Genomic DNA, 23,409 nt, shown 5'->3' with positions numbered 1-23,409 from the left:
ACCGAGTTTAAAAATTAAAAACACGATACTTTCCGTGAACCTGCCTGCCGAATTGGTAGGAGCGGAAAACCAAATAAAAATTAAAATTATGAGTAAGATTATTGGAATTGATTTAGGGACAACCAACTCATGCGTTTCTGTAATGGAAGGTAATGAGCCAGTTGTAATACCTAACGCAGAAGGGAAGCGAACAACGCCTTCTGTCATTGCCTTTGTAGAAGGTGGTGAAATTAAAGTTGGTGACCCAGCGAAAAGACAAGCAGTAACAAACCCAACAAAAACAGTTTATTCGATTAAGCGTTTTATGGGTAATAAATATTCTGAATCTAAAAGAGAAGCAGAACGTGTGCCATATAAAGTGGTAAAAGGTGATAATGATACTCCACGAGTAGATGTTGATGGACGTTTATACACACCGCAAGAATTGTCAGCTATGATTCTTCAAAAAATGAAGAAGACCGCTGAGGATTATTTAGGGGCAGATGTCAGTAGAGCGGTAATTACCGTACCTGCTTATTTTAATGATGCACAAAGACAAGCAACCAAAGAAGCAGGTGAAATTGCTGGTTTAAAAGTTGAGCGTATTATTAATGAGCCAACTGCAGCAGCTTTAGCTTACGGATTGGATAAAAAATCTACAGATCAAAAAATCGTTGTCTTCGATTTTGGTGGTGGTACACACGATGTGTCTATCCTAGAATTAGGTGATGGCGTATTTGAAGTATTGTCAACAGATGGTGATACGCATTTAGGTGGTGACGATGTTGACGAAAGAATCATCGATTGGTTAGCTGAAGAGTTCATTAAGGATGAGGATATGGATTTACGTAAAGACCCTATGGCTTTACAACGTCTTAAGGAAGCTGCTGAAAAAGCGAAGATAGAATTGTCATCTTCATCTCAGACTGAGATTAACTTACCTTATGTAACGGCTACAGCTAGTGGACCAAAGCACTTGGTACGTACATTAACACGTTCTAAATTTGAGCAGTTGATTGATGACTTAATCAAGCGTACTATTGAACCATGTGAAGCGGCGTTGAAAGCGGCAGGTTTATCGAAGAGTGATATTGACGAAATTATTTTAGTAGGTGGATCTACACGTATCCCAGCCGTACAAACAGCAGTAGAGAAATTCTTCGGAAAAGCACCAAGTAAAGGTGTAAACCCAGATGAGGTTGTATCTCTAGGTGCAGGTATCCAAGGTGGTGTATTAACAGGTGATGTAAAAGACGTTCTTTTATTAGATGTCACACCATTATCTCTTGGTATTGAAACTATGGGTAACGTTATGACCAAGTTGATTGAGGCCAATACGACGATTCCGACTAAGAAATCACAAGTATTCTCAACAGCAGCAGATAATCAGCCATCGGTAGAGATTCACGTATTACAAGGTGAGCGTCCAATGGCAGCAGATAACAAAACAATCGGTCGTTTCCATTTAGATGGTATTCCACCAGCAAAAAGAGGAACACCACAAATTGAAGTCACCTTCGATATTGATGCTAACGGTATCATTAAAGTATCGGCTGAAGATAAAGCTACAGGTAAGAAACAAGATATCCGTATTGAAGCATCATCTGGATTAACAGAAGAAGAAATCCAAAAGATGAAGCAAGAAGCTGAGGCAAATGCAGAAGCTGATGCTAAAGCTAAAGAGACTGCGGATAAATTGAATCAGGCTGATGCTATGATTTTCCAGACTGAAAGTCAGTTAAGTGAATTTGGAGACAAACTATCTGATGATAAGAAGAAGCCGATTGAAGATGCTCTTGAAGAGTTGAAGAAAGCTTATGAAACTAAGGATATCGAAGTTATTGACCCAGCTTTAGAGAAAATCAACGAAGCTTGGAAAGTTGCTAGCGAGGAAATGTACAAAGCACAAGCCGAAGCACAGCAAGGTGGAGCTGCAGGTCCAGAAGCAGGAACTCAAGACGCAGCTTCTGATGAAACAAGTGACGTCGAAGACGTAGACTTCGAAGAAGTGAAATAAGTAGAGAGCCACTTTTTTATAAAAAGTGTGCGAATCACTTATCCCGAACTTGTTTCGGGATTTAAAATAAATAGTTGTCATGCTGAACTTGATTCAGCATCTCACAAAACAAAAACGCAATCTTATTAAGGTTGCGTTTTGTTTTTATCAAATCTTAACAAGGCCTTAATACAAATAGCACACCTTGTTTGTATATTAAACTTAAAGAAAAAAGACACATAATAATGAAAGTAAACGCATACGCAGCTAAAGAAGCAAAGTCAAAATTAGAACAGTTCAATTACGAGCTTGGTAAAATTGGAAACGAACAAGTAGATATTAAAGTACATTACTGTGGTCTATGCCATAGTGATATAAGTATGATTAACAACGATTGGGGGCAATCGGAATATCCATTAGTCCCAGGTCACGAAATTGTAGGAGAAGTACTTAATGTCGGTAGCGAAGTTAAAGGCATAAAAAAAGGGGATAAAGTTGGTATGGGTTGGTACAGTGCATCTTGTATGCATTGTAATCAATGTATGGATGGTAAGCAACACTTGTGCAATACTGCGGAAGCAACTATTGTGGGACGTCATGGAGGATTTGCGGATGTAGTTCGTGGACATTGGTCTTGGGCAACCATTTTGCCAGAGGATATCGATATGTCTAAAGCAGGGCCACTGTTTTGCGGTGGAATAACCGTTTTTAATCCAATAGTTCTTTCTGGCGTTAAACCTACCGATAAAGTTGGTGTTATCGGTATTGGAGGATTAGGACATTTAGCCTTAAAGTTTTTAAAAGCTTGGGGTTGTGAGGTGACTGCATTTACATCTAGTAAAGATAAGACCGAAGCCTTAAAGGAAATGGGTGCTCACAATGTGGTTGATTCTACAAACCCAAAAGAGTTGGAAGGTATTGCAGGGAGTTTAGACTTTATTTTAAACACGACCAACGTAAAATTAGATTGGGATTCATTCTTAGCAACTCTGTCGCCACAAGGAAAATTACATACAGTTGGTGCGGTATTAGAGCCAATGGAAATCCCAGCGTTCAGCATGATTGCTGGTGAAAAATCTGTTGGAGGAAGTCCATTAGGTAGTATCTCATTAACTAGAAAAATGTTAGAATTTTGTGTGCGTCACGATATTTATCCGACAGTAGAAGAATTTAAAATGGAAGACATCAATGATGCTATTGTCCATTTGGAAGAAGGTAAAGCAAGATTCAGAATTGTTTTAAAGGCTTAGATTTTCATTTTTTGAATTATTAAAAACGTAGTCAATATCTAATTGAGATATTGACTGCGTTTTTAAGTAACGGTTTTAAAATATTAAGTATGTATAACTTTTGTACTTTCGGGATTAATTATAAGTAATGGATTTTCTAGATAAAATCAAATCAACCTATCATCCCAAACGCCTTGCAGTTAAGCTAAATGCAAAAGGAGAACAGTCCGTAGTAAAGGGTCATCCATGGGTGTTTTCAAATAGTATTGTAAAAATTAATGATGATGCTAAAACAGGAGATTTAGCCATTATATTTAGTAAGAATAAAAACAAAGTCGTTGGTATAGGCTTGTTTGATGCCGATTCCCCAATCAGAATTAAAGTGATTCATAACGCCCAGACGAAAGCTGAAATCAATGCCAAATTCTTTAATGATAAAATAGAAGCTGCCTTTACTAAACGCCAAGTTCTACTTAAAGCCAACACTAACAGCTATAGGCTCTTGTTTGGAGAAAATGATGGTTTCCCCGGATTAATAGCTGATGTCTATGCAAACGTATTGGTTGTAAAGTTATATTCTGAAATATGGTTGCCTTACTTAGAAGATATTCTTAAAAGTTTGCAGTATATATCTTCAGCTGAAACTGTTGTTATACGTTTGAGCCGTAACTTGAAGAACAGTCAAAATCATGCCTTAAATGATGGTGAGGTTATATTTGGAACTTTAGATGATGAGGTCGTTCATTTTGTAGAACATGGAGTTCATTTTTCTGCAAATGTGATTAAAGGTCATAAAACAGGCTATTTTTTAGATCATAGAGATAATCGCAGACGTGTAGGGGAGTTAAGTAAAAACCAGCGCGTTTTAGATGTATTCTCTTATGCGGGTGGCTTTTCTGTACACGCATTAGCTAATGGTGCGGAGGAAGTGACGAGTTTAGACATAAGCCATCAGGCGCTAGACATTGCAATTTATAACGGCAAATTGAATGACTACTCCGGCATCCATAAAACAATTGCTGGTGATGCGTTTAAAGAAATGAAAGAGTTGATTAAAAAAGGAAAAACTTATGACGTGGTTGTCATTGACCCTCCAAGTTTTGCTAAACAGCAATCCGAAATAGAATTAGCCAAAAAGAAATATAAACAGTTGGCTGAACTGGGTATAAAACTCACAGCTAAGAAAGGTCTGCTTGTTTTAGCGTCGTGTTCATCTAGAGTTTCTGCACAATCTTTCTTTGATCTAAATAATCAGGTATTAAACAGCCAAATGCGACTTTTTGAGACCATTCTTAAAACCAAACACGATATAGATCATCCAGTGACATTCCCAGAAGGGGCGTACCTAAAATGTGGCTATTATCGGTTTATGGAATAGTTTGGCCTATCGTTTGTCAATAACCAAAATAGGTTTTCTACTCAGTTTAGGAAATCTCAATTTTTGGATGTGCTCATCACTACAAAATTCAATTTGTGGGGCCACTCTTAGTTTTGCCCTAAAATGATCTTTGATTTTTAGTATGAGTTCTTCATTTTCTTTTTCAGACGCTATTTTAATCAGTATCTCATCTGTTCCAATGGTGTTTTGGGAGATTTCTATAACAAAGTTTTTAATTTCTGAAAAGTGATTTAAAACGTTCTCCATCGCTGGTGGATAAAGTGTTGTGCCCTTGTATTTTATCATCTGTTGCTTTCGTCCAGAAATAGGACTTAAACGTGTGGTGTTTCTACCACACTCACATGGCTTATTGTGAATCTTTAAAAGGTCTCCAGTTTTAAAACGTAAAAGGGGCATGCCTTCAACTCCTAATGTTGTAATTGTTAATTCACCAACTTCACCTTCAGCAACAGGATTATCTTGCTCGTCTAAAACTTCGACAATAATAAGTTCAGGGTGTTGATGTCCACCGTTTTGGTGTTTACATTCCGTAAATGCTGTACTCATTTCAGTTGATGCATAGGTAGAATACAAATCGATGTTCCACAGATTCGTGATTTTTTCACCCAAAGTGTTCAAGGTGAAATCAGTATTTCTAATAGGTTCTCCAATGCAGATAGCAGCCTTAATCCCAGATGAATTTATGTCAATTCCATTCTGTTCTGCATACGCGATGAGTTTCAATAGAAAAGATGGAACAGCGATGAGGTAACTGGGCTGAAATTTTAAAATGGAATCCCATTGTAATTCTGGGATGCCTGCACCAACTCTTATGATGCCTGCACCTAATTGCCGGGCTCCTAAAAAATAAGCCAAACCTGCCATAAAGCGCCTGTCCATAGTGGTCATTAATTGCAGAACATCATCTTTTGTTATACCAGCACACGCAAAGGAGATAGCTTCGTTGTAGGCCAATCGCTCTAAATCTTTATCGGTAAGGCAAAAGCTCACTGGATTCCCTAAAGTACCAGACGTTGTCACATAATCCACAATCTTATGTTTTGGAACGCATAAAAAATCATCATTAAACTGTTGTAGGTCATCTTTAGTGGTGCATGGAATTTTTCGTAAATCTTCTAAGGTTGTAATATCCGACACCGAAATATTGTGGGCTGAAAATAAACGCTTGTAAAACGGTGAGTGTTCAGAAACATAATTTAGCATCGTTCTCAATTGCTCTTCTTGAAAACGCTTTATTTCTGCTTGTGATTGTAATTCTATTTCTGGAATCATCGTTTTGATTTTCGTTTTGATTTTTTGATATATTTTATAAGATACTCAACATCTGGCTTTGTAGTCACTTCTTTTGTAGATGCCATTCTGTAAGCATCTAAAGCTTTTAGATAGACTTTGTTTTGGTAATAATAATCCCCGATTAGTTTGTAGACCTTCCAATAGTCTGGGTTTAATGTCGAAAGCTTTTCAAGTTCTTCTGAATCTATTTTAATGTCGTCTTCAATGGCATGTTCTACGTGTCGCTCTGAAACACGATAGGCTTCATAATTCTCAAATGCTTCTGTATGCACAAAAGGGTCTTTAGCAATATTTAACGTTGAATTTGAAACCGATACTGTTGAAGGGTTGTTGTTTCGATTATGAAATACATCATTTAAATCATAAGCCACAAATTCTCCCAACTGATAAGGGTTTGAAGAGACCCAAACTTTTAAATCTTCAGGCTGAAATACAATACCGTGATGTGCTAAAAGTTGATTTAAAGCTTTTTCATTACCGTAACCAATAACTTTATCATCCAACCCTTTTTTATTTCTTAAAATTGAAACGGCTTCTACGGGATTTACCTTTTCTTCTTCACTCAAAAGTTCTTGCATTCGCATAAAGCGATATTTGGAATGGCTTTCTTCAATAGTCTTTAGGTTTCTTCTATCATCGCTATAGGGTTCACTTTGAAAATGATTAGAACAAATCAATTCACTTGAATTTCCAACTGTATGAACTCCAAAATTATTGGGCGAAACTTCAATTAAAATTGCTTTTTTGTCTTTGGCGCTGCCCACCATAATCGATTCCGAAACAAAGACTTCTCGTTTTTTTGCAATCTCAATAGCTTCATCTATTGTGGAGGCATATTGTAAAATTTCGCGCGTTAGAATAGATATTGGCGTTTTTGCCACTAATGGTATTTTAGATTTACCAGCATTGATGGTTACTGTTAAGCCTTGGTCATTCATCCCTGAAACGACACCTATGAAGCCTCCCCAAGTTACTGACATAAATTTATGGCCTTCATCTGGATTAATAAACGCTATTATTTTTTCTTCAGCAAAAGCATCACCAGCATAAAAGTCAAAATTACGACCTATGAGCAGTTTTCCATCTTCAGTTTTATTATCCCAAGCTGCAAACGAGGTACAACCCACCAATGCCAAATCTTGTAAGGCATGACCGATATCATGCGCTCCATGTAAATACAATGCTCTTAGATAGGGAGTTGCTATACCATTGAAGTCATTAGAAGCATAACGTGTAACCCCATAAATCTCTGTTTTGAACTCTTCAGGGATATGTTTGTACATTTTCCGGTTATACCAGGACAAAAATTTTCTTAGAAATCGCTGCTTACCTTCAGAAGGAACAAGCTCGTTAATCTTTTCGAAAAAAACCTGTTCTTGTTTATACATTAAATGCTCTGTAAGGCTTCCAGAAATCAGACCACGTTCTAAAGGATCTCCTTCAACATACAATTCCCACAGCCCTTGCTTATTTTTTGTTAGAAAACTATTTCCTGCCAAAAATGTAGAATCATTGATAGTTTCTTTTTGAGGAATAGTAGCGTTGTATGCCGAAATATCTGGTCTGTCATTGATAGACTTTTTTATGCCGCAAGAACATAGCAACAACGCTAACAACAGTAAGTACGATATCTTTTTTGATACTAATTTCACAAATTTTTATTATTCTTAATCATACTTTTCACTTCTCACTTCTCACTTCATAATTCACCACTTTCAAACTTTTTATTCACACGCTTAACCATACGTGCCTCTTTCTTATCTACCCAACTTTGACCAACAATACGTCGCATAAGGTTTTCAAAAGTTCGCATAAATACAATGTTAGTCACGAATTCCGTAAACTGCTTGGCTTTTCTTGGAAATGCACGCAGGGTTATAGAGAACCCACCATTCTCATACGTAATATAATGCCAGTAACCGCTAGGCATATAGAGTGCTTCTCCATGTTTCATTTCTGTATGCATTCCTTGAGCGAGTTGTAATGCGGGGTATTTCTCAAAATCTGGATTATCCATATCAATGACTTCCAAATTATGAACCGTAAATGGGACTTTGTACAAATACTTAGCTTGGTCTGGGTGAAAGAGTGTTACATTTTTAGTACCATGAAAATGAAAATGAACCAAGTCTGCCAAATCCATATCGTAATGTGCTAAAACCTTTGAGCCTTTACCACCAAAGAACATTACAGGTAGTTTTTTGAAAAACTTTAACCCAATACCTGGATAGTTGAAGTCTTTTGTCAACTCTGGCATTTTCTGTAGCACATTGTAAAAAAACATCCGTAAATCCGTAGGCTTTGTTTTAAGGATTTCGATGTAATCGTACAGCTTCATCTTTTTTGCTGGTACAACAGAGTTTTGCCTGCCTTTGGTAGGTTCGTTATTATATAATGGTACAATTTGATCTCCAGCTAAACTTTGAATGTAGTCTAAATTCCATTTTTCATAAGCTGGCCAATCCTTGGCTAAATCCTCAATTAATACGGGTTGTTGTTTTTTGTAGTAATGTTCAATAAAATCTTCTTTAGTTATTGATTTTATGCGAGGTATAGGTATGGTTTTTATGTTCCCCATAGTTACAAACTGTAATTTTTGGTTACAAGAAATTTATATAAAATAGGTTGGATTGTAAAAGCTACTAAAAGTGCAGAAACTATTCCAATGATTGACACCAATGCAATGGAATGTAATGCAGGATGTTTGGCAAATACCAATACACCAACGCCCAAAACGGTTGTAATGACTGATAGAATTACTGATGTTTTGTATGTCGGTAATTTTACTTTTATGTCTTTATGTTGTTGTAACCCATTGGTCATAAATATGCAGTAATCAACTCCTAATCCAAAAATAAACGTTGTTATAATAATATTAAAGATATTGAATTCCAGTTGAAATAGTCCCATAATTCCGAGGGTTAAGAACCATGTTAAAAGAATAGGGAGCATGGTTACGATAGCTAATTTTAAACCTCTGTAGAAAACAATGAGTAATAAAAAAATCGCGACTAAAGTCAATGTTATAAGTGTATTGAATTCTGACTTAAGCTTACCCAAAAGTGATTCGTTGATGCCCTGTCGATCAATAACCATCACATTTTCATTGGATTCAAAATGTGATTTGAGTTTTTCAATGTGTTGCTCATCGATTTTAACAACAGAGGTAATCGTTGATAGGTTTCCTTCATTAGAGATAAAGTCATCAGTAGAAAGGCTTGGGATTTTTTTAAAGTCGTCAGTGGATAGTATTTTAAAATCCTTATTTAAATGGGCATAGAATTCTTCAAAAGTTGAAGGTTTAAAACCAAACTGAGAACCACTTTCTCTAAGCTCTTTCTCAGTGTTTGCTGTTTTTTCTGTCGTCCAAAACTTTTTCCATTGTTCTATTTGATCTTGTTGGTATTGCTCTGATTTCACTAAAGCTCCTACGGAATTATAATCAAGGATGTCATTGTTCTTCTTAAGCTTTGTCAAGATTTTAAAAACCGAGTCATTGCTTTGAAGGGCTTCCTCAGATGAGTTTCCGAAAGCAATAACATATAAAGATTTAGAAGAAATATTGGTTAACGCATCTAACTTCTTTTCAGCTTGTTTAAGATCTTCTGAGACATAATTTAATTGAGACAAATTATTATTAAATACTACATTATTAAAAGTAAAAGCGCTCAAAATGGTTAGAAGTACAATGCCTCCAATTATGATTTTATTTTTATGAAAATCAAATCTTGCAACTGCATCGACGAATGTTGGTTTAAGTGTTAGCGTTGGAGTTTTAATTTTATACACCTGAGGAATAAAAATAAGAGCAAAAATGGAAGCTCCAATAACACTACATGCCGCAAAAACCCCTAAGTCTTGTAGAGCTTGAGAGTCTATAAATAACAGACATAGAAAGGCCAGGACAGTCGTCATACTGCTCATTAAAATAGGCTTGCTTACATTTGTGTAGATACTTTTAACAGATTCTTTATTACGAATATGTGTTAAAATATGAAGGGAATAATCTAGAGTTACACCAAGTAAAACAGCTCCAATACCTAATGAAATTGCAGAAATTTCTGAACGGATTAGTGATAGAATCGTAATTGCCAAAAGCCCACCAAAAAGAGTTGGCAAAAATAAAATTATTGGGATAGCGAATTTTCGATAAAAAATGATAAATAATACCAATAATACACTTAGAGCAATACTCAAGGTAATCTGTATGTCTTCTTTTATTTGTTGCGCATTACCAACAGCAATTAAAGGACCGCCATAAAAACTACTTTTAGCTTTACTGTTGTAATGTTGATCTAAGTCATTTTGGAGTTGATATAATTTCTTAGAAAGTTCAAGGTTTTTATTGGTGTTATCCGTACCGTATTTTGGTGTTAAAAATAAAAGGGTATGCTTTTCATCGTCACTCATTAAAAAGCCATCCTTTAGCTTAAAACCATCAGTTGAGTCAAGTTGATTCAAATGGTTTAAGCCTAAAAAAGACAGACCTAATGGGTCTTTTACAACGAATGACTTTGATACAATTCCCGAAGGTGAAATAATGGTTTTGTAATTAGATTCGGTAATAGATTTTAAAGAATCTGAATTCAGCTTGCTCTCAATGACTTTATAATCCTCAGGTTCTAAAAAGAGTGGTAAGTTTTGGTAAACAAAATCAATAGTTTCTATAGCTTGTTCATCTTCGACTTTTCCTTGAACATCTTTGATAAAGTCTTTAAAATGTGCAGAAATACTATCGGTAAAATCAGTGGCATAATCAATGAGGTCCGAAGTTGAACCGTTAGGTTTTAGACTAATTGAGGTCACAATTTTATCAGAAAACTTTACTGAATTGAGAACACGTTGTAGTTGTTCGTTTTCAGAATTTTTCGGGATTAATTTAGAAACATCCTCTTCAAATTTTAAGGAACTGGCTATCCAGAATAATACCCCAAAAAGTCCCAACATAATTACTAAAAATACTGGACGATGCTTTCTTATAAATTTATAACTATGATAAAAATACTTACCCATTTGAAGGTGTTTTTTTCCTATCTAAAACTTTAAAGATAATATATCCTATAATCCCAAACACCAATGCAGAAACTGTCGACAAGGTTATACTACCTATGAGGTAAGACTTTAGGTGTTGTACCATATCAAAATTCTCACGGATGTCGTCGATAGTATAATTACTTTCAATTCCTAAAACCCAATGGCCAACTTGAAGACTGATCAGTAAAACAAAGGGAATAAAAGGAGGTAAGCTAATATTAGAAAACGCAAAGGCAATGACTTTATTTAGCCGAAACAAAATAGCTAAAAATAAGACGATAACTGTATGAAACCCCCAAAGTGGTGACAGTCCTAAGAATACTCCAAGTGCAATGGAAAGTGCTTTTTTCTTTGGGGAATCTTGATGCCTTAAAAAGTCTTCAATAAAAAAACGTTTAAACCCTTTTGACTTTAGTTTTCTAAATAAATGACCTGGCGTGATGTAAAATAAACGCACCAGTAAAAACCATGTATATAATACAACCATTCTGGCAATATCCATAAAGGGTCTAAAATGTGAAACGCGTTCTACAGGATCGTATAAGACATCAATAGGAACATGAATAATTTCAATGCCAGACCAATAAGATTTTACGATGGCCTCAATTTCGAATTCAAACTTTTTGGTGGCGGTCATAAACCTTATGTCATCCATAGACTTTATTGGGTAAAGCCTAAAACCCGATTGTGAATCTCTTAATCGTAGGCCAGTAGCCGCATACATCCAAAATGTAGATACCCGATTACCTTTTGCACTTTGCGCAAAAACATCAGCCTCATTCATGTTGCGATCTCCAATAATGAGGATGTTCTTATTTTCAGAAGTGTTGAGTGCTGTCGCAAATTGAGGAATATCCTTAGGGAAGTGCTGTCCATCACTATCTAAAGTGATAGCGTATTCAAATCCCAAAGAAACCGCATGCTTAAAACCAATTTTTAAAGCTGAACCTTTACCAGTATTTTTTGCTTTGTTGATAGTAATAATTTGTGGATATCTAGCAAGTATTTCACTTGTCGAATCACTTGAGCCATCATTTACCACAATGATATCATCTGTAAACTTTAAGACACCATCTAGTACTTTAGCAAGTGTTTTTGGATTGTTGTACGTTGGAATAACCACACAGCATTTATACTGTTTTAACTGTAACGTAGTGGTTTTGTGATCCATGTAATTTTTAAATCCTAGCTAGTTATTGAGGTAGTTTTGCAAATGTAATATTACATTTTAAAACAGAAGTACCATCAGTAAAAGAAGTATGATTTTTTACTTTTAAAAATCCACCTTCATTTTGAATTTGAACGGAATACACAAGTTGCTGATGTTTTTCAGGGTTTACGGGGTGTAAAAACTTTACATTAGAAGTAGATTGTATCCTAAGTTTTGAGTTGGTATACTGCTCCAAGCAATTTTTTAAAACTTGAAGCAAAACAACACCAGGAGTAATCGGATTATTTGGAAAATGGCCTTCAAATATTTTATGGTCTTTATTGATATGAATTGTAAACTGAATTGTTGCATCATCATTTGATACCACATCCAAAGTCTCGTAAAAATCGGATAATAACATAGTTATAGCTCAAAGGTTTTGAGAGATACTTCCTGATTCAATCGACGATTTTTAAATGTAATCCATGTAAAATCATCATTGGGTTCAATAAGTTTCACTTTCTGGACTTCTGCTGATGTTGAAAACTGAAGTTCAAAACTTGAAATAAATTTTTTGATGCGCCGGTCTTTTGGAATAAATGTTACCATATAGCCATCATCAATTTTATAAAATGAGAACTCAAATTGAGACTCATCGAACATGTCTCCTTTAATACTGCTTACAATCAATGAGTTCAGGCTTCTAAATAATTTGTTTGAGCTTAAATCAATGTTGTCTTTTTTTCCTTCATTTAAAACGTGAAGGCTTTCACCCTTAAAAATGGCGATATTTTTATATGGTTTTGTGTATTCCCATTTTACTAAATTCGGTGCTTTAAATGCCATTTTCCCTTCAGAAATTAAAGGATTTTGCATTATGCTAAGATGCTTTTCTTGAATAAAATCGCTTAAAATCGATTGTGTGTTTTTAGCATTTTCAATGACCTGGACTTTTAGCATTGCTATGTCTTCCTTGTTCATTTCAGTTTGGGAAAACCCAATACAAAAACTTAGTACGGTCAGCGATACTAAAATATATTTCGATTTAATTTTCATTATATAATTCCTCAATCGTTACGGCCAAAAAACCATGTTCGCTAAGATAACGCAATAAATGTTCCAAAACATAAAGACTGTGTTTTTGGGTATCGTGCAGCAAGATAATATCTCCGGACTTCAAGTTTTTTTTAAGTCGTTTTAAGATGAAGTGTTTGTTCGTAAAAAGCGTATCATAAGAACGTTTGTTCCACCCAATAATCTTATGGTTGGTTTGTTTTAAAGCCATTGCTAAATGGGGTGTAGTAACACCATACGGTGGTCTAAATAATTTGGGTTGACTTCCTGTTATAGTTTTAATTAAATCGTCTGTTTTTTTGATTTCAGAAATCCACTGTTTTGTCGAATTAAAATCAATAAATACGCTGTGAGTATAACTGTGGTTACCAATGGAATGCCCATTCTTATCAATGCTTTTGAGAATGTCTGGATATGATTCAACATGTTTTCCGATACAGAAAAAAGTAGCCTTGGCGTTATGGCTATTTAATATGTTTAGAATCTCAGGGGTGTTTTCAAAATGAGGGCCATCATCAAAGGTAATAGCTATTTTTTTTAAAGTTATATCTGGGTTAGAATTAAAGGCCTTAAGATGGAAATTCCAACTCATGGAAAAGGACCCTAGAGCTACAATTAACACCCATAAAAGGAAAACGATAATTAACCAATTTGGTTCAACTTCTTTAAAAAGACTAAAGCCAAATAGGATGACCATAATGATAAAAGCAAAAACACTTATGAATTTAAATTTTGTCATTTTTGAAGCAGAATAAAGCTATGGTCTCGTCCTTTAAATTGATTGTAGAGTAGAATGGTTTCTATCTTTTTTGAATTACCACCATTCTGAATTAAAGTGGTAGGAATGTCTTGATGCTTTAGTATTTGAGTCGCAATATATAACCCAAATGCTGAAGCCGTAAAAAACTCACCTGATAAATGCTTGTACTTAACTTGAGTTGCATTTGAAAATAGGGTAGAGGCTTCATCATAATAATTATCGAATCCATCACCATTGTAACCTAAAACTAAGGCGTCAATGGATTCAGGTTCCAAATGGTTATTCATTAAAAACAGACTTAGTTTCGATGCTATTTCACTTTTAGGAATACTATTCATTATCTCAACATCTAAAAGTTGTATCGCATCTTTTCTTTCATTAGAAGACAAAACAAAAAATGAGGCTCCCTCTCCAAATGGTACTTTTATGCCATTTTTAAGTTTGTCCTCCATAAGTTGCACATAGTCAACAAACTCTTTTCCCATTTCGTCAACACCACCAACTAAAACCGTTTTAGCATCATTTTCCGATAAGAGTAATTGCCCATCCAACAGAGCTGACTCAAACGAAGAACTACCATTGACAAATGTTTGGTTATGTCCTTTACACTTTAAGCCTAAAGCAATCTGCGCGCCCACAGTATTATGGGTCGATTGAATAAAAGATGTTGGTGTTAAATATTCCTCTTTATTGTTAATAATGCTATTTAGAAATTTCTCAGTGTCTTCAATACAGCCCATGCCAGTGCCTGTAATAATGGCATCTGGGTTTTCTAAAGCTGCAAGCTGCAATGCTTTTTCACCTGCTGTTACACCCATTTTTACTCCGGTGGCCATTCGCCGTAGCATAGCTGGGGAAATATAATCACGATAATTAGGATAAATAGCTTCAGCTTTATCAGAACCGTGTTCTTTAATAGTGTTCAAAAAAAGCTCCCCATCAAATGTATTTTGAGCAGAAATAGAAACGGCACTATGGATATAACACGGCTTCATATTTTTGAAAAAATTAATGATGAACAGTTGCCTCCAAACCCAAATGAATTGGAAAGGATGTGTTTAATTTTCTTATGTTTTAATTCTGTAATTGGTATTAAACCAGCTTCAGAAATTGTGGTTTCAAAATTCAAATTAGGCAATACAACGTGTTCTTGTAAAGCAAAAATTGAAAACACAGCCTCCACAGCTCCTGCAGCCGCTAAGGTGTGACCTGTAAAGGCTTTTGTAGAGCTGAAATCGGGAATAGAGTTATTAAAAATTCTTTGAAGTGCAACACTTTCGGACAGATCATTATTCAGGGTTGCCGTGCCGTGCGCATTAATATAGTCGATATCTTGAGGTTGTAAATTTGCTTTTTGCAATGCTTTTTTCATAGCTAAAAACGCCCCTTCACCATCATCCGAGGATGCCGTTTGATGAAAGGCATCGTTGGTGTTACCGTAACCAGAAACATACCCCAAGACCGTTTTGTTTTCTTGTTGAGCAATAGTTTCAGATTCCAAAACCAGATAGGCAGCAGCTTCACCTAAATTGAGGCCATTTCTATTGGCGTCAAAAGGTTTGCATATTTTATTGGATTGTAGCATCAAACTTTTAAAACCATTAATGGTAAATCTTGAAAGTGCGTCCGTTCCACCGACAATAACACGTTGTAGTTTTCCGCTTTCTATTAACCGAGACCCAAGCGTAATGGCATTTGCAGCTGAGGAACAGGCAGTACTAATAGTCGTTGTAAATCCTGTCATTCCTAATTCATCCGCAATTTTTTGAGTGCTATCTCCTGCATGATGACTTAAAATATATTTTTGAACTTCGGTAGTGGTCTTAAACTGTTTTAGGTGATTTTCAGTTTTATCCATTCCACCAACTGTAGTTGCAGAAATGAGTCCAGTTTTGTAACTGTTGATGTCTGTTATTTTAGCATTTTCTATGGCTTCTTTAGCTGCGTGTAATCCTAAAAGCGCAGTTCTGGAAAAATTATTTTCGTCAGGAATATTCAGGTTTTTAATCAATTCATCATTGGACAAATCAACTTCACCAACCATTATATGTTCAGCATGTGCTGTGGATATATGAGAAATTTTGCCGATACCACTCTTAGAACTTAGGAGTGCTTTTTTGTTGTCTTCTACCGAATTACCCAATGCAGAAATAATGCCTATTCCTGTTATGGCGACACGATTAGCACGATTTTTATTTTGTTCTGTGTTCTGCAATATAATTTGCTAAAACTGAGACGGACTGAAAGACTTCTTTACCTTCTTTAGGATCAGTTAATTGTATACCGTAATCTTTGTCGAGCATTACAATAAGTTCTAAAGCATCAATAGAGTCCAAACCTAAACCATCTCCAAAAAGCGCATCGTTGTCTTCTATGTCAGTAGCGGTAAATTCTTCAAGATTAAGCTGCTCTATTATTTTTTCTTTAAGTTCTAATTTAAGTTCGTTCATGGGGTGTTGTATAATCTATCAATTTCCTTAGGTGTGTGGGCTATGCTTCCTTGTTCTGAAACCAAATATAAAAACGCTTCGTACTTTTTTGCATCAAAATCTATCCAACCACACAATACTTTTTTAGCCTTTTTTGTTTTAAGAAGGTTTTCTGAATAAACCCATAATTCCTTTGGACTAAACGCGTCAAAGATAAAAAAACTATTTTCAGAATAAAGCTGGTGCTTAATACTTATTTCGCCGATACAAATATTTGGTAGCGTGTACACAAATATTGAAGGACTTGGATAATAATTATCGTTATCTGAAATAGATTTTTGGTGCTTTCTATCTGTGTCTAAACTCGAGGCTTTATTGGATAGTATAATAGCGATATCGCTTTCATTTACCTTTGACTTACTTATATTTTCAATTAGAATATCTGCAGCTAAAAAAGCAAGTTTACTCAAATTATCCATCTTGAAAAACTTGGGATAATTGATGTTCAAACTTCTATAAGCCGCTTTAATAAATTCTGAAAAATCTTCAGAATGATGCTCAAAAAGTGTTTTGCTCTGTATGGAAACAGTGCTGTTTTTTATATGAATGTAAGATTGTATGTTAAATGCAGAATCCAATAGTTAACTCATTTTTTTGCAGACTAACATGGTATGGTAATTACCTAATTTATGGTCTTCCGTAATCGTTAATCCTGCTTTTTCAATTAATTTTTTAAATACTACTGAGGAATACATTTTGCTATTGCCATTAGCAAGAGCCGTAAAGTATAAGGATGTGGCTTCTAAGGAAAAACGCGCATTGTCGTACTCTTGTCTATCCGTAAATGTTTCAATAATAATCACTTCAGCAGAATTACTTAATGAAGCGACACAGCTATTAAGGATATTTGATATTTCCTCTTCTGAAAAACAATCTAAAAATTGGCTCATCCAAATGATGTCAGCGCCTTTGGGTAAATCCCGTTTAGATTTAAGCCAATTAATTTCGTGTCCAGTTACTCTGTTTTCAAACCCTTCGGCTTTTATATTAGCTAGAGCCTTGCTCAATTGACCGGGCAGATCGAAGATGTTAATCTCAACTTCTGGATTATGTTCTAGACATTGGAGGGCAAATTTCCCGGTGTTACCTCCAATATCAAAAATCGTTTTTGGGTTATTCTTAAACACACGTTTTAGTGCATCGTTAAAAATTCCATCTGAGTAGTGATGATCGAATTCGAACCAAGATTTTTGGACTTGAGGTGATAACTGAGATAAGCCTTCATAGATGGTTTCCCATTGTCCAAACACTTTTAGTCCAGCAGGCTTTTTGTTCTTAATAGCTTCATTGAGGTAAAATAAACCTTCGTAGCACACATCGTTTGTGAAGTTAATATTAACATCAACCGTCTTATTATAATTAAGAAAATAGCCTGTTTTTGTGAGCTCGTAATTAAGGTTTGCATCCTTTTTAACAATGTTAGAACTTTCAGCAATCTCTAACAACACCCCAATGCCGTAGGGATCTAAAGACAATGTGTTCGCAATTTTTTCTATAGTTACATTATCTTCATCACGATTTTTAAAAATGAAATCCAAAATCCCCATTTGTCTTAGACAAACAGTAGCTTGAAACACAAAAGGTGCAAATGCAATTTTTTGTGCTTCTTCAAGGGCATCAAAGGCTCTCATTTCTTTTTTATTCATAGTTACGATACTTTTTTGAGCAAAAGAGCTGTGTTAGTACCCCCGAATCCCGAGGCTGTTTTTAAAAATATGTTCAAGTTCTTCTTTTCGGTTCTTTTTATAATGTTCAATGGTTTTGAGACCCCTAAAGTTGTAAACCCTTTTGAAGCAAAAAGTGTATTGTGTTTTAAAGAATGCATGCCTACAATGGTTTCAATTAAACCCGAAGAACCCAACGTATGACCAAAAAATCCTTTTAAACTATTAAGAGGAACATGAGTCAATCCTAATCTGCTAAAAGCTGTAGATTCCATCTCATCATTAAAAATAGTTGCCGTTCCGTGCGCTGAAATATAGTCAATATCAGAAGGTTTTATCGCAGCCTCAGCTAAAGCGGTGTTGACACTTCTAAAGAGTCCTTCACCTGTCCTAGAAGGGCCAGAAATATGGTTAGCATCATTACAAGTAGCCTCTCCAATAATCTCTACGGCTTCAGGATTTATATGATTTTCATCAGAAGTGACTAGTACTGACGCAATCGCTTCTCCTAAGTTTATACCGGTTCTATCTTTGTCATAGGGTTTGCATGGTGACTCACTGATAGCTTGAAAAGAATGAAATCCAGACAGTACAAATCTTGAAACAATATCACCACTGACGATAAAGACGTTTTTAAAAACACCTTCATTGATATATTTTTTGGCAATGGCTATTGCTTGCACACCAGAAACGCAAGCATTAGAGACTATTATGGGATTATTTTGAAATGAAAAATAATCTTTTAATACGTTGCTTAGCCTTGATAAATAGGCATAAGACTTAGGAAATGAAGACGATTGTTCAAGCGCATTGATGTTTCCTTTAGTTGTAGAGATTATTAATCCGACAGAAGAATCAATGTTAAGATCTGAAGCCTGAATAACATTATTCAACGACAGAATCATCATTTTTTCTAAATCAGTGTAGTCCGACCTATACGAGTTGATTTTTTTAAACTTTTTAACTAAAGTATCACGATTAACTACTGAGCCATAAAAAGGCTTGTGAAATAATTTGGAATCATCAATACGTGAAATACCTGAAACTTCATTTTTTATGGCTTCCACAACGGTCTCGCTATCAAAACCTAATGAAGAGATGATGGAATTATATGTAATGAAAACCTTACCCATTTAATAATCCCTGTTTTATTTTCCAGTGTTTTAAAAAATCTGGTTGCGCCAAAGCCATGATACTGTCCTTTAGGTTTGTGAACACCTGAGTTGTTTCACCAGTACAAACAATGTCTTGTGCTTCATTTTTGATGACATATTTAAAAACTAGTTTTGCCGCCTCAGTATTCTGAAAGGTTGTTATAATTGTAATAACTTCTCCGTATTGTAAGGGTATTTTATGCTCAGTCGTTGTTTTTACAATTGGTGTGGCATAACCGTTATTTTTTGCTACTAAATAGGACATATCATATTTTCTACCAAAAGCTTCACGACCATCTTCAAAATACTTTAGGTAATTACCATGCCATACAATTCCTAAGGCATCGGTTTCATTGAATCTTACTCTTATGGTATGCTCTACACTTAATAATGGCTGCTCATTCATATTTAGTGATTGTCCTTTAAAACAGTAGTCATTTCGGCAATAGCAATGATACGGTTATTTATTTGGGCTATAATTCTCATGCTAGTCATTCCGGCAGCTTCATATAGTATATTAACTTCAGATTCTATAGTGTTATTCAGTTTTGGCAAGTGTTCTTTTAATTCAAATTTTTTAATAGATGCAATAAAACCTTCTCTGGCAGATTCATTTTTAGTGTAAAATTTATAGCCAGCATGCAATGCAGCAGTTTGTGCCATGTGTTCTATAAGCCCACTTTCAGAAAACATACCATCAGCAATAAACAGATTATCTTCTCTAACAGTTAAACTAGCAATGGCCTCTTTTTCGCTATAATGATGTAGTCCATCTACCATAATCATGGGTTCTCTATGAGGAATTAATTTCTTAATAAGATCTCTATCCTCTATAGCTATTTGTAACAGGTTTTTGCTTTTCATTTCTTTCTATCTTCCCAAAAGTCGTAAAAATTGAACCATTGCAACGGATATTTATTAATAACACGTTCTATATTGTTTGCATATTTTTTTAATAAGTCTTCAGCATTTTTAGCTTCAAATTCTACTCTTCTAGCATATAAGTGATAATGCCTTTTTGGTTCTCTCATAACATAAACAAAAAGAACAGGCACATCCAAGCGACTACCTAAATAGAATGGGCCAACTGGGAATTTAGCTGATTTTCCTAGTAAGACTTCCTCCATACATTTGGTGTTCGGTAAATAACGGTCACCTGAGATGCAAATGATTCTATTTTCAGCAAGGGCAGCATTGATTTCAAAAATATGCGAAAAATCTTCCTTAACAATAATGAATTGCATTTGGTCCCTTTTGATATATTGATCTAAATATTCCTTTATATCCTGATGGTCTTGATCCGTAATGACGATACTAATGGCTGCACCAGAGAGCCTTTCTTTAAAGAAGTGCTGGGCCAATTCAAAATTACCAACATGGGCACTGATTAAAATACCACCTTTTTTTAAAGCTAAAACGTCTTGAATTAACTCCTCCCCATCAAATTCAAAAGTATAATTACTTCTCAAGCCAGCAGAAATGGCGATTTTGTCAATCAATGTCTGACCAAAGACATAATATGTTTTGTAGATACTAGTAGCTGTTTTTAACCAAGAATATTTTAACCGTTTTCTAAAGTAAAAGCGTAAGCCCCTTACATTTTTACGGGAAAACACATAGAAATAAGGAATCGGTAAATGCATTAATGCGTATGCAGCATTTATCCCAAAGTTTTTGATGAAGAATATAAACACCTTAAACCCAAAAACGGTACCTCTAGATTTTCCGTCCCATTCTGCTGCCATTTAGATTTTAAAAGGTTTTATCTGGTTAGATACGTGCTGTAAATTTACACGAATTTTACAGAATGTAAAGCAGTAGTTAATTAATGCCACCATTAATATTTATGACTTCGCCAGTGATGTAAGAAGATTTTTTTGAAGCTAAAAAAGAAACTAAGTGTGCAACTTCCTGAGATTCACCAAATCGATTTGCAGGAATCATTTTTTTCAAACTCTTTTCATCCAAATTTTCTGTCATTTCAGTTTTTATAAAACCAGGCGCTACAGCATTGACGGTAACCCCTTTCTTAGAAATTTCTTGTGCCAAGGATCGTGTAGCTGCAATGATAGCTCCCTTAGCTGCAGAATAGTTTGTCTGGCCTGGTGTGCCTTTTAAGCCCGAAAGAGAGACGATGTTTATAATTCGACCAAACTTATGTAACAACATGTCTTTTAGTAGATGATTGGTCACATTGTAAAATCCATTAAGGCTTGTATTTATAACGGAACTCCAGTCCTCTGGTTTCATCCATAGAAATAACCCGTCTTTAGTAATACCTGCATTATTAATTAGGACTTCTATAATGGAATCTTCATTATTTTTCTGCCATTCATTGAGTTGAGTTTGCACCTCTTCGAGATTTGCGACATCGAACTTTATAATCTCGCCTTTACCGCCATTACCTTCAATTGTTTTTAAAGTAGTTAGAGCAGCTTCTTTATTTCTGTGGTAATTAATAAGAATAGTATAGCCCAAATCCGATGCCAACTGAATACAAATAACCCTACCTATGCCTCTAGATCCACCAGTTACTAAAGCAAACTTTTCTTTCATTATTAAGAATTGAACTCGTTATTAACGATATAATCTTTGACACTTTTAACATACGGATACATAACAATATCTTCTTTAAAAGCAGGGACAAGATTTCGAATCGCCTTGAACATATTCAAGGTTTTTGTTGAGACTTTATCTTCAACATCTAAGTATTCAATGGCTTGTGTTATGGCAATCAGTTCAATGGCAGCAACTTCAAAGGCATTTTCAATAACCTTTTTGGTAATTAAAGCTGCATTGGTACCCATACTCACAATATCTTGATTGTCGTTATTATTTGGAATACTATGCACATACATTGGGTTGGACAACATTTGATTTTCAGCAGTTGTTGATGTTGCAGTAAACTGAACACCTTGCATTCCAAAATTAAGACCCAAAGTACCTAAATTTACAAAAGGAGGTAAAATGTCATTTAGCCTTGGGTTTAAAAGATAATTGAGTTGACGCTCAGCGAGCATACTCATTTTGGTGACCACCATTTTTAATTTATCCATTTCAAGGGATACATAATCACCATGAAAATTACCACCGTGATAGACGTTTTCATTTTCATAATCTATAATAGGATTATCATTGGCAGAATTGATTTCTTCAAACAAAATCTTTTCAACCATATCCAAAGTATCTAAAACAGGACCTAACACTTGGGGGACACAGCGTAAGGAATAATACTCTTGGATTTTATCCTCAAAAACCCGAGTACCATTAGTGTCAGTATATAAATGGTGTTCTCGGTTTTTAACCAATTTACTGGTCTGTAGGTGCTTGCGCATTTGTTCAGCAATCTTCTGCTGACCCTTATGTTTTTTGGATTCGTTTAGTGCAACTGATAAGTGGTCGTCATAAGCTTTAACAATTTCGTTGATAGAAGCAGAAGCAGCAATCATCCAGTTCAATAACCGTCGGGTGTAAATGGTATTGACAATTCCAATGCCCGTCATTACTGACGTGCCGTTCATAAGGGCTAAGCCTTCACGAAGTTCTACAGAAATAGGGCTTAGATTTTCAGCTTTAAAAACATCAGAAGTTTGTTGTTTTTTGCCTTTATAAATGACTTCACCTTCACCAATTAAGACCAAGGCTAAATGTGCCAGTTGTACCAAATCACCACTAGCACCAACTCCACCATGCTCATAAATAACAGGTGTAATGTCTCTATTGATAAGTTCTGTCATTAACTCAATGACTGATTTATGTACACCAGACTTCCCCAAGGACAAGGTGTTTAAACGAGCCAACATAGATGCTTTGACGTATAACGGAGGAATAACATTTCCAATTCCAGAAGCATGACTTCTAATAAGGTTATACTGTAATTGACGTCGTTCTGAGTCCTCAATTTTATATTGAGCCATGGGGCCAAAACCGGTGTTTACACCATAAATAATTTTGTTTTCTGAAAATGTCTTTAAAAACTCAAAACTCTTTTTGACTTTCTCTGTGACTTCTTTATCAATAGAAAGTTCAACTTTATCGAAAATAACTTGATAAAATGTTTGCAGGTCGAGCTTATTGTAGAGTTTTACCATAGGTGGAAATTAATCCTATTATTAGAGTTATTGTACAATAACTAAAAGTAAAGTAGTTATTTTTGGATGACAAATTTATAATAATAAATCATTTTTC

At 35.1% G+C, this 23,409-nt stretch carries 22 protein-coding genes; 3 read left to right on the top strand and 19 right to left on the bottom strand.

Translation table 11 applies throughout. The annotated features are described in order from the left end of the window. The first annotated feature begins 88 nt into the window (after positions 1 to 88). From dnaK to ACFEMA_RS04920, 3 genes are all read left to right on the top strand, one after another. Positions 89 to 1,996, top strand: coding sequence for a molecular chaperone DnaK (gene dnaK / locus ACFEMA_RS04930; protein WP_411766924.1), 1,908 nt, complete (start codon positions 89 to 91; stop codon positions 1,994 to 1,996). A gap of 224 nt (positions 1,997 to 2,220) precedes the next feature. Further along, a complete protein-coding gene (ahr, locus tag ACFEMA_RS04925) occupies positions 2,221 to 3,225 on the top strand; it encodes an NADPH-dependent aldehyde reductase Ahr (RefSeq protein ID WP_411766923.1) in 1,005 nt (334 codons plus the stop codon). Positions 3,226 to 3,352: 127 nt separating this feature from the next. Next, positions 3,353 to 4,582 carry a class I SAM-dependent rRNA methyltransferase gene (locus ACFEMA_RS04920; protein WP_411766922.1) on the top strand — a complete coding sequence of 410 codons (1,230 nt, stop codon included), beginning with the start codon at positions 3,353 to 3,355 and terminating at the stop codon, positions 4,580 to 4,582. Between the two features lie 6 nt (positions 4,583 to 4,588). Here ACFEMA_RS04920 and ACFEMA_RS04915 read toward each other — a convergent pair whose 3' ends face one another. The 19 genes from ACFEMA_RS04915 to hutH all read right to left on the bottom strand — a co-directional run bounded on the left by ACFEMA_RS04915 (position 4,589) and on the right by hutH (position 23,312). Next, complete coding sequence (locus ACFEMA_RS04915) at positions 4,589 to 5,875, bottom strand: phenylacetate--CoA ligase family protein (protein WP_411766921.1); 1,287 nt, start codon at positions 5,873 to 5,875, stop codon at positions 4,589 to 4,591. Continuing rightward, positions 5,872 to 7,548, bottom strand: a complete 1,677-nt coding sequence (locus tag ACFEMA_RS04910) for a C45 family autoproteolytic acyltransferase/hydolase (protein ID WP_411766920.1) — start codon at positions 7,546 to 7,548, stop codon at positions 5,872 to 5,874. Before ACFEMA_RS04910 ends, ACFEMA_RS04915 begins: the two co-directional genes overlap by 4 nt. A 47-nt stretch (positions 7,549 to 7,595) precedes the next feature. Next, positions 7,596 to 8,474: a cupin-like domain-containing protein gene (locus ACFEMA_RS04905; protein WP_411766919.1), complete on the bottom strand. Its 879-nt coding sequence runs from the start codon at positions 8,472 to 8,474 to the stop codon at positions 7,596 to 7,598. Between the two features lie 2 nt (positions 8,475 to 8,476). Beyond that, positions 8,477 to 10,909 (bottom strand): MMPL family transporter, encoded by a 2,433-nt coding sequence (locus ACFEMA_RS04900; RefSeq protein ID WP_411766918.1) that lies wholly within the window; start codon positions 10,907 to 10,909, stop codon positions 8,477 to 8,479. After that, positions 10,902 to 12,101 (bottom strand): DUF2062 domain-containing protein, encoded by a 1,200-nt coding sequence (locus tag ACFEMA_RS04895; protein WP_411766917.1) that lies wholly within the window; start codon positions 12,099 to 12,101, stop codon positions 10,902 to 10,904. The genes ACFEMA_RS04900 and ACFEMA_RS04895 overlap by 8 nt, the downstream gene beginning before the upstream one ends. Positions 12,102 to 12,123: 22 nt before the next feature. After that, the gene (locus ACFEMA_RS04890; protein WP_411766916.1) at positions 12,124 to 12,501 is read right to left on the bottom strand and encodes a 3-hydroxyacyl-ACP dehydratase; all 378 of its coding nucleotides are present in this window, start codon (positions 12,499 to 12,501) and stop codon (positions 12,124 to 12,126) included. Between the two features lie 2 nt (positions 12,502 to 12,503). Then, positions 12,504 to 13,061, bottom strand: a complete 558-nt coding sequence (locus tag ACFEMA_RS04885) for an outer membrane lipoprotein carrier protein LolA (protein WP_411766915.1) — start codon at positions 13,059 to 13,061, stop codon at positions 12,504 to 12,506. Between the two features lie 64 nt (positions 13,062 to 13,125). Continuing rightward, positions 13,126 to 13,893, bottom strand: coding sequence for a polysaccharide deacetylase family protein (locus ACFEMA_RS04880; protein ID WP_411766914.1), 768 nt, complete (start codon positions 13,891 to 13,893; stop codon positions 13,126 to 13,128). Further along, positions 13,890 to 14,909 (bottom strand): beta-ketoacyl synthase chain length factor, encoded by a 1,020-nt coding sequence (locus ACFEMA_RS04875; protein ID WP_411766913.1) that lies wholly within the window; start codon positions 14,907 to 14,909, stop codon positions 13,890 to 13,892. Before ACFEMA_RS04875 ends, ACFEMA_RS04880 begins: the two co-directional genes overlap by 4 nt. Then, positions 14,906 to 16,129 carry a beta-ketoacyl-[acyl-carrier-protein] synthase family protein gene (locus ACFEMA_RS04870; protein ID WP_411766912.1) on the bottom strand — a complete coding sequence of 408 codons (1,224 nt, stop codon included), beginning with the start codon at positions 16,127 to 16,129 and terminating at the stop codon, positions 14,906 to 14,908. The genes ACFEMA_RS04875 and ACFEMA_RS04870 overlap by 4 nt, the downstream gene beginning before the upstream one ends. Beyond that, a complete protein-coding gene (locus ACFEMA_RS04865; RefSeq protein ID WP_411766911.1) occupies positions 16,107 to 16,364 on the bottom strand; it encodes a phosphopantetheine-binding protein in 258 nt (85 codons plus the stop codon). Before ACFEMA_RS04865 ends, ACFEMA_RS04870 begins: the two co-directional genes overlap by 23 nt. After that, a complete protein-coding gene (locus ACFEMA_RS04860; RefSeq protein ID WP_411766910.1) occupies positions 16,361 to 16,981 on the bottom strand; it encodes a 3-oxoacyl-ACP synthase in 621 nt (206 codons plus the stop codon). Before ACFEMA_RS04860 ends, ACFEMA_RS04865 begins: the two co-directional genes overlap by 4 nt. A gap of 3 nt (positions 16,982 to 16,984) precedes the next feature. After that, positions 16,985 to 18,049 carry a methyltransferase gene (locus ACFEMA_RS04855; protein ID WP_411766909.1) on the bottom strand — a complete coding sequence of 355 codons (1,065 nt, stop codon included), beginning with the start codon at positions 18,047 to 18,049 and terminating at the stop codon, positions 16,985 to 16,987. 2 nt (positions 18,050 to 18,051) lie between these two features. Next, complete coding sequence (locus tag ACFEMA_RS04850) at positions 18,052 to 19,200, bottom strand: beta-ketoacyl-[acyl-carrier-protein] synthase family protein (protein ID WP_411766908.1); 1,149 nt, start codon at positions 19,198 to 19,200, stop codon at positions 18,052 to 18,054. Further along, positions 19,193 to 19,627, bottom strand: a complete 435-nt coding sequence (locus ACFEMA_RS04845) for an acyl-CoA thioesterase (protein WP_411766907.1) — start codon at positions 19,625 to 19,627, stop codon at positions 19,193 to 19,195. The genes ACFEMA_RS04850 and ACFEMA_RS04845 overlap by 8 nt, the downstream gene beginning before the upstream one ends. A 2-nt stretch (positions 19,628 to 19,629) precedes the next feature. Next, positions 19,630 to 20,085: a hypothetical protein gene (locus ACFEMA_RS04840; RefSeq protein WP_411766906.1), complete on the bottom strand. Its 456-nt coding sequence runs from the start codon at positions 20,083 to 20,085 to the stop codon at positions 19,630 to 19,632. Then, positions 20,082 to 20,966, bottom strand: coding sequence for a lipid A biosynthesis acyltransferase (locus tag ACFEMA_RS04835; protein ID WP_411766905.1), 885 nt, complete (start codon positions 20,964 to 20,966; stop codon positions 20,082 to 20,084). The genes ACFEMA_RS04840 and ACFEMA_RS04835 overlap by 4 nt, the downstream gene beginning before the upstream one ends. A 76-nt stretch (positions 20,967 to 21,042) precedes the next feature. Beyond that, complete coding sequence (fabG, locus tag ACFEMA_RS04830) at positions 21,043 to 21,777, bottom strand: 3-oxoacyl-ACP reductase FabG (protein WP_411766904.1); 735 nt, start codon at positions 21,775 to 21,777, stop codon at positions 21,043 to 21,045. 2 nt (positions 21,778 to 21,779) lie between these two features. Next, the gene (hutH, locus tag ACFEMA_RS04825) at positions 21,780 to 23,312 is read right to left on the bottom strand and encodes an HAL/PAL/TAL family ammonia-lyase (RefSeq protein WP_411766903.1); all 1,533 of its coding nucleotides are present in this window, start codon (positions 23,310 to 23,312) and stop codon (positions 21,780 to 21,782) included. Positions 23,313 to 23,409: the final 97 nt, after the last annotated feature.

The sequence above is a fragment of the Winogradskyella sp. A3E31 genome (assembly GCF_046720935.1).
Lineage (GTDB): Bacteria > Bacteroidota > Bacteroidia > Flavobacteriales > Flavobacteriaceae > Winogradskyella.
Note: the sequence above shows the minus strand (reverse complement) of the source record. Positions and strands in the feature narration are given on the sequence as shown.